The sequence below is a fragment of the Aeromonas sp. QDB18 genome (assembly GCF_027705325.1).
Lineage (GTDB): Bacteria > Pseudomonadota > Gammaproteobacteria > Enterobacterales > Aeromonadaceae > Aeromonas > Aeromonas caviae.
The window spans coordinates 1-5913 of sequence record NZ_JAPDBQ010000199.1 but is presented as its reverse complement, the minus strand read 5'-3'; the positions used below and the strand labels follow the sequence as shown (position 1 = coordinate 5913).

At 61.7% G+C, this 5913-nt stretch carries 5 protein-coding genes; 1 reads left to right on the top strand and 4 read right to left on the bottom strand.

Going from position 1 to position 5913, the window contains the following annotated elements:
• Positions 1-99: 99 nt before the first annotated feature.
• The 3 genes from OKC30_RS19570 to OKC30_RS19560 all read right to left on the bottom strand — a co-directional run bounded on the left by OKC30_RS19570 (position 100) and on the right by OKC30_RS19560 (position 3881).
• The gene (locus tag OKC30_RS19570; protein WP_039040686.1) at positions 100-1293 is read right to left on the bottom strand and encodes an L-lactate MFS transporter; all 1194 of its coding nucleotides are present in this window, start codon (positions 1291-1293) and stop codon (positions 100-102) included.
• Positions 1294-1402: 109 nt separating this feature from the next.
• Positions 1403-2131 (bottom strand): LytR/AlgR family response regulator transcription factor, encoded by a 729-nt coding sequence (locus OKC30_RS19565; RefSeq protein ID WP_039040685.1) that lies wholly within the window; start codon positions 2129-2131, stop codon positions 1403-1405.
• 76 nt (positions 2132-2207) lie between these two features.
• Positions 2208-3881, bottom strand: coding sequence for a sensor histidine kinase (locus OKC30_RS19560; protein ID WP_039040684.1), 1674 nt, complete (start codon positions 3879-3881; stop codon positions 2208-2210).
• Positions 3882-4042: 161 nt separating this feature from the next.
• On the opposite strand from OKC30_RS19560, the gene OKC30_RS19555 reads away from it, so the two are divergent.
• The gene (locus OKC30_RS19555; protein ID WP_042879297.1) at positions 4043-4483 is read left to right on the top strand and encodes a hypothetical protein; all 441 of its coding nucleotides are present in this window, start codon (positions 4043-4045) and stop codon (positions 4481-4483) included.
• A gap of 31 nt (positions 4484-4514) precedes the next feature.
• Here the strand turns inward: OKC30_RS19555 and OKC30_RS19550 are convergent, their stop codons facing one another.
• Positions 4515-5762 carry an ATP-binding protein gene (locus tag OKC30_RS19550; RefSeq protein ID WP_270665232.1) on the bottom strand — a complete coding sequence of 416 codons (1248 nt, stop codon included), beginning with the start codon at positions 5760-5762 and terminating at the stop codon, positions 4515-4517.
• Positions 5763-5913 lie beyond the last annotated feature (151 nt).

The window sequence follows — 5913 nt, the reverse complement described above, 5'->3', positions numbered from 1 at the left end:
GCCGGATAGATTTAAGCAAGCCAACCACAACACCCGAAATCAAGGTTGCAAAAAAGGGGGTGACCATAGATTTTTTTATGACTTGAGAAGCGAGAGGGGTCAGGCCCTGTCGACAGCCGCAACGGGAGCAGGCAGGCGGATGGTGAGGGAGAGCACCAGGGCCACCACCAGCAACACCAGGATCAGGTTGAAGGTCGCCATGAAGCCGCCGAACAGGGAGGCCACGATGGAGCCGATGATGCTGCCCAGACCAAAGCCCAGGTAGATGACGCCGTAGTTCTTGGTCAGGTTGTTGAGGCCGAAGAAGTCGCTCACCAGCGAGGGGTAGACGGTGATGGTGCCGCCGAAGCTGAACGCCACACAGGCCACCGCCACGAAGAAGAGGTTGGCATTGAGCGGCACGAACAGCAGCAGCGCCATGCCCGCCAGGGTAATCAACTGGGCGATGGTGATGACCCGGATACGGGACATCTTGTCGGAGAGGATGCCCAGCACCAGCCGGCCACCCAGGTTGGCCATGGCGATGATGGCGACGGCGTTGGCGGCGACCACGGCCGGCAGGCCCACCATCTTCTCGCCGATGTCCTTGGCCACGCCGATGACGTAGAGACCGCTCATGCAGGCGGTGAGGAACATCAGCGCCAGCATCCAGTATTGGGGCTTGCGCATCGCCTCGGCCAGGGTGAAGTCGCGGCTCTCGCTCTGCTGCACGGCGGCGGCCTGCTTGGGCGCATCCTTCATCAGCATGCCACCCACCAGCACCATGGACATGGCGATCAGCCCCCACAGTTGGAAGGTGGTCTCAAGGCCGTTGCTGGAGAGCAGCAGCAGGTTGATGTACTTGAAGCCGAGGCTGCCGAGGCCATAAGCACCGATAGAGCAGGCGGAGATGAGCCCCTTGCGCTCCGGGAACCACTTCACACAGTTGGAGAGGGTCATCAGGTAGCCGGTACCGTCTGCAAAACCGACCAGAATGCCGGCACAGAGGTAGAGCATCGCCAGGTTGCTGGCATGAGCGGTGAGGAAGAAGCCGATGCCGAGCAGCACGCCGGCGCCCAGGGTGACGTTGCGCACCCCGAACCGCTCCTGCAGCTTGCCTGCCAGGGAGGAGGCCACCGCCAGGGAGAGGCTGAGCAGGCCGAAGGCGAAGGCGACCTGGCTCACCGGCTCGTCCAGCTTGTCAGAGAGCTGGGCGTTGAACAGGCTCCAGGTGTAAACGGATCCCAGCGCGAACTGGGTGATGATGGTCCCCAACAGGGTGAGGTAACGGGTGCGATTCAGCTCTCTGGTCATGATGCGTCTCGAGGAATGGCCTTAAGGAAACTGGGGCCACTATAAGCAAGACGCCGCTCCCACCGACCGATTACGGCATGAAATGCAGATCGGCGGGAATGAATGACAATCAGAGCCGCATCAGCTGACGGAACGCCTTGATGTTGCTGCGGCTGACCGGCACCTCGAATGGCAGGTCATGGAGCCGGATGAGATAGGTGCTGTTGAACCAGGGCACTATCTCGCGGATCTTGTTGATGTTGACGCAGTAGGAGCGGTGGCAACGAAAGAACCCCTCGGCAGGCAACCGACTGACGAACTCGCTGAGGGTCATGGTCATCACGTAGCGATCGGTACGGGTGTAGACATGGGTCAGCTTCTCGTCCGCTTCCGCGTAGTAGATCTGCTCGCAGGGGGTGACGATGATGCGCTCCCCCTTCACCAGATTGACGGTGCGGTTCTGTGGCGTCCCGGACTCCGCACCCTGGGGCTGGGACTTGCCCGCCAGTTCGAGCTTCTGCAGCAGATTGATGAGACGCGGCTCGTTGTAGGGCTTGAGGATGTAGTCGAATGCCTCCAGCTCGAACGCCTCCACCGCAAACTCCTTGTAGGCGGTGACGAAGACGATGTGGGGCGGATGGCTGGACTTGTGCAGGTTCTTGGCCAGCAGCAGGCCGTCGATGGCGGGGATCTGGATATCCAGAAACACCACGTCCACCTCGTGATCCTGCAGATACTTGAACGCCTCCAGCCCGTCCTCGAAGCTCGCCACTATCTCGATGTTGCTGTGCTGCCCCACCAGAAAGGCCAGCTCCTCGCGGGCCAGATACTCATCTTCCACAATGATCGCTTTCAGCATGATATTGCCCCCATAAGGAGCACAGGAGAGGCCAGCTCCTCCCGTGTCAAACATTCGTCTTCCACTATGATGGCTTTCAGCATGGCATTGCCTCCTGATCAGGCAGATAGAAACAGACTTCGGTCCCCGGCTCCAGCCGCTTGAGGTGCAGGCCGTCGCCATAGAGCAGCTTTACCCGCTGATGCACGTTCATCAGACCGATGCTGCGGCTCTCCACCCGACCGGCGGCGACCCCGTCGATCACCGCCTGGCTGATGCCGTAGCCTGTGTCGCGCACCGCGACCCGGATGCCGCCCGCCAGCTGCTTCACCTCGATGGTGACCCGACCCGGCGCACTGCGGGGCTGGATGCCGTGCAGGATGGCGTTTTCCACCAACGGCTGCAACAGCAGGCTCGGCACCTGGATATGCACGTCGTCCACCTCGAACACCACCTCCAGCTTGTCGCCGAAGCGGGCCTGCTCGATGGCCACGTAGTCGCGCACCTGCTGCAGCTCCTCCTGGATGTCGATGAGGGTGTCCCCCTTGTTGAGGTTGTAGCGCAGGTAATCCGCCAGATTGGCAATGAGCTGGCGTGCCTGCTGGGGACGGATGCGGATCAGCGACGAGATGGCATTGAGGGCGTTGAACAGGAAGTGGGGGTTGATCTTGCTCTGCAGCGCGGTGAACTCCGCCTTGCGGGTCATCTCCTTGAGCTGCTCGATGCGCGACACCTCCATCTGGGTGGAGATGAGCTGGGAGAGACCCACCGCCATCTCCTTGAGGGAGCTGGTGATGCTGTGGGTGCGGCGATAATAGATCTTGAGGGTGCCGCTGACGGCGCCGTTTTCCCGCAGCGGAATAATGATGACCGAGTGAAAATCGGAGAGGTGATACTGGCGCAGATCGTTGTTGATGATGATCTGGTCCAGCAGCACCGCTCTGTGGGTCATGTCGCTGATGGCGTGGTGCTCGTCCAGCTCGTAGTAATCCTTGCCCACCCCCACATAGGCCAGCACGTCGCGGGTATCGGTGATGGCCACCGCATCGGCGCTGATCTCGCTGCGAATGATGCCGCACACCTGGCTCAGGGAGTGGCGATCGATGTTCTGGAAAAACGGCAACGTCTTGTTGGCGATGTCGAGCGCCAGCTTGGCCTGCTTGGCGGCAATCAGCTCCTTCTCGTCATCCAGATCCTGCACCAGCTTGATGATGAGCCCGATACAGAGCGCACCGGCGATCATCGGGTAGGCAATATGACTGACTATCTCCACACCTACCGCATGGGGCTCGGTCAGTTGCCAGATAAGCAGCATGGTCAGCCCCTCGCAGGCCATCCCCGCCAGGATGCCATAGAGCCAGAGCCGCGACTTGCGACAGCGCAGGTGCAGCCAGGTGGCCAGCAGGCCGGCGATGATGCTGGCGATGAGACAGGGAATGGAGGTGTGGCCATCCATGTCGATGAGATAGCGGTGCAGACCCGAGATGACCCCGGCCGGAATGCCGACCCAGGGGCCGAACAGGATGCCGCCCGAGATGATGGCGATGATCCGCACATTGATGAGGGCCCCCTCCACCGGAATGCCGGTGTAGGTGCTGAACACCGCGAACAGACAGAAGATGGCCGCCACCAGCACCAGCTCGGCCGGGGTGTGATCCCGCTTCTGGAACAGCCGCTGAAACGGCCGGGTGCGGGTGAGAAGAAAGAGCGTCATCAGCATCAGCGCCGCCCGCTCAAACACCGCCAACAACATCATCTGATTTTCGAGCATGGCTCTCCTCCGTCAATGGCATGGCGCCAGGGGGCGGATCATACCCCTTATCTGCCGCCGACTCATGGGCGAATCCGGGGAGAGCGGTTCAGCTTTCGGGGAAAGCGCCGATAAGAGGAGGCCCTCGCCAAGGAGGGCCCAGTCCGACAAAGGAGATAACTATGTTTCAAAAAAGCATGGTGCTGGCAGTGATGATCGGTTGCAGCAGTGCCGCCGTTCACGCCAATACGCAGGTGAGCCAGCTGAACTGGCAGGCCACCGCCAGCAAAGAGACCAACATGGAAGTAGCGCTTACCCACCCAGGCCTCCAGGTCATCAATTCGGATCCGGCACAGGCTCCCGTCCAGATCCTGGCAGCAGACCTGAGCCACCCGAATTTCAACACCACCTATCGTTTGCAAGCCCGCGCACTCTACGGCTCCCTGCCACAGCAGGATGATCTCCGGATCACGCTGGCGCTCAACGGGCAACCCCTCGAAGCAAGCCGCGCCCTCCCCCTGGCGCAGGCGACCCGCTATTACCTCAGCTATCAGGCCCCGTCAGCCAGACCGGACCAGGTGGGCGAAGCCGCCTATGAGTTGATGGTGTACTGGCTGGGCTGACCACAGGAGCCGAAGGCATGTTCCCATGCCTTCATTCCTCCCCTTCCATCACCTGCAGTTGGGTCGCCGCCAGCCGAACCACCTCGTACTCTTGCTGCAAACGGGCCAGCGCCTCGGGCAGCCTGGCCTGATCGAGCTCCCAGGATTCTATTTCGCTGCAGGTCGCCACCAGTTTCAGAGTGCCCATGATCCTGGCGCCCCCTTTCAGGCGATGTATGCGGTCGATGAACTGGCCGACATGCCCCTCCTCCGCGGCCCGTTGCAATCCCGCGATATCGTCGTCACTGGCCCGCACGAACTCGGCCAGCAGAGGCACCATCAGGGTCGACTGGTGTGCGGTCAGCGGCCCCAGATACCGCCGGATCTCCTCCATGCAGACGACCATGTCACTCTGCTCTTCACGCTGCATGTGCCGACGCAGGCAATGATCGAGCGCCTCCAGTCCGACGGGCTTGAACAGACAGTCATCCATCCCTGCCGCCTGCCCTTCATTGATCTGCTCCTGCCGCGCATCGGCCGTCAGCCCGAGGATCACGGTGCGTCGCCAGCCGTGCAGCCGCTCCAGCTCACGGCACTGACGAGCCAGCTCGAATCCGTTCATGCCGGGCATGTTGAAGTCGGTCATGACGACATCCACCCTGGCTTCGACCAGCCGCCGCAGCGCCTCTTCTCCCGACTCGACGGCCGTGGCGTCATGACCCAGATAGGCCAGCTGCTGGCTGACCAGCAACCGGTTGGCTGGATGATCGTCCACGACCATGATCTTCAGTCGCCGCCCCGGCTCCACCACCGGATCCTGTGCAAGCGCAGCGGGCATCGCCACGGCATCGGCCACCGGCAGCTTCATCTCGACACTGACCCGGGTCCCCTGCCCGGGCGTACTCTCCAGTTTCAAGGAGCCGCCCATCGTCTCGCACAGGGAGCGGGAGATCATCAGACCCAGGCCTGTACCCGACTGCTGGATTTTCTCGGGTTGGCTGGCCTGGCTGAAGGGCTCGAACAGCCTGGCCTGCTCGGCCTGATCGATGCCGATACCGGTATCCAGAATGGTGAGCTGCACGGTACACCAGCCATCGCTGACCCGGGAGGCCAGCGTCACCGTGACCGACCCGCGATCGGTGTACTTGATGGCGTTGCTGATCAGGTTGGAGACGACCTGCTTGTAACAGAGGCCATCGACCTGCACCCAGGACGGATCGCCCGTGACGAGCTCCAGCCGCAGGTTTTTCTGCCTCGCCAGCGCAGTGAATACGGTGACGACCGACGCTGTCAGGGTCACGATGTCATGGGGTTCGGGGGCCAGTTCGAACCGGCCAGACTCGATCTTGGAAATATCCAGGATGTCGCCGATGACTTAACCATCCCCTCGTATGAGCGAGGCGTGGCGCGGCTTCTGAGGTATGATCGCCATCCTTGACCAGCTAATACCC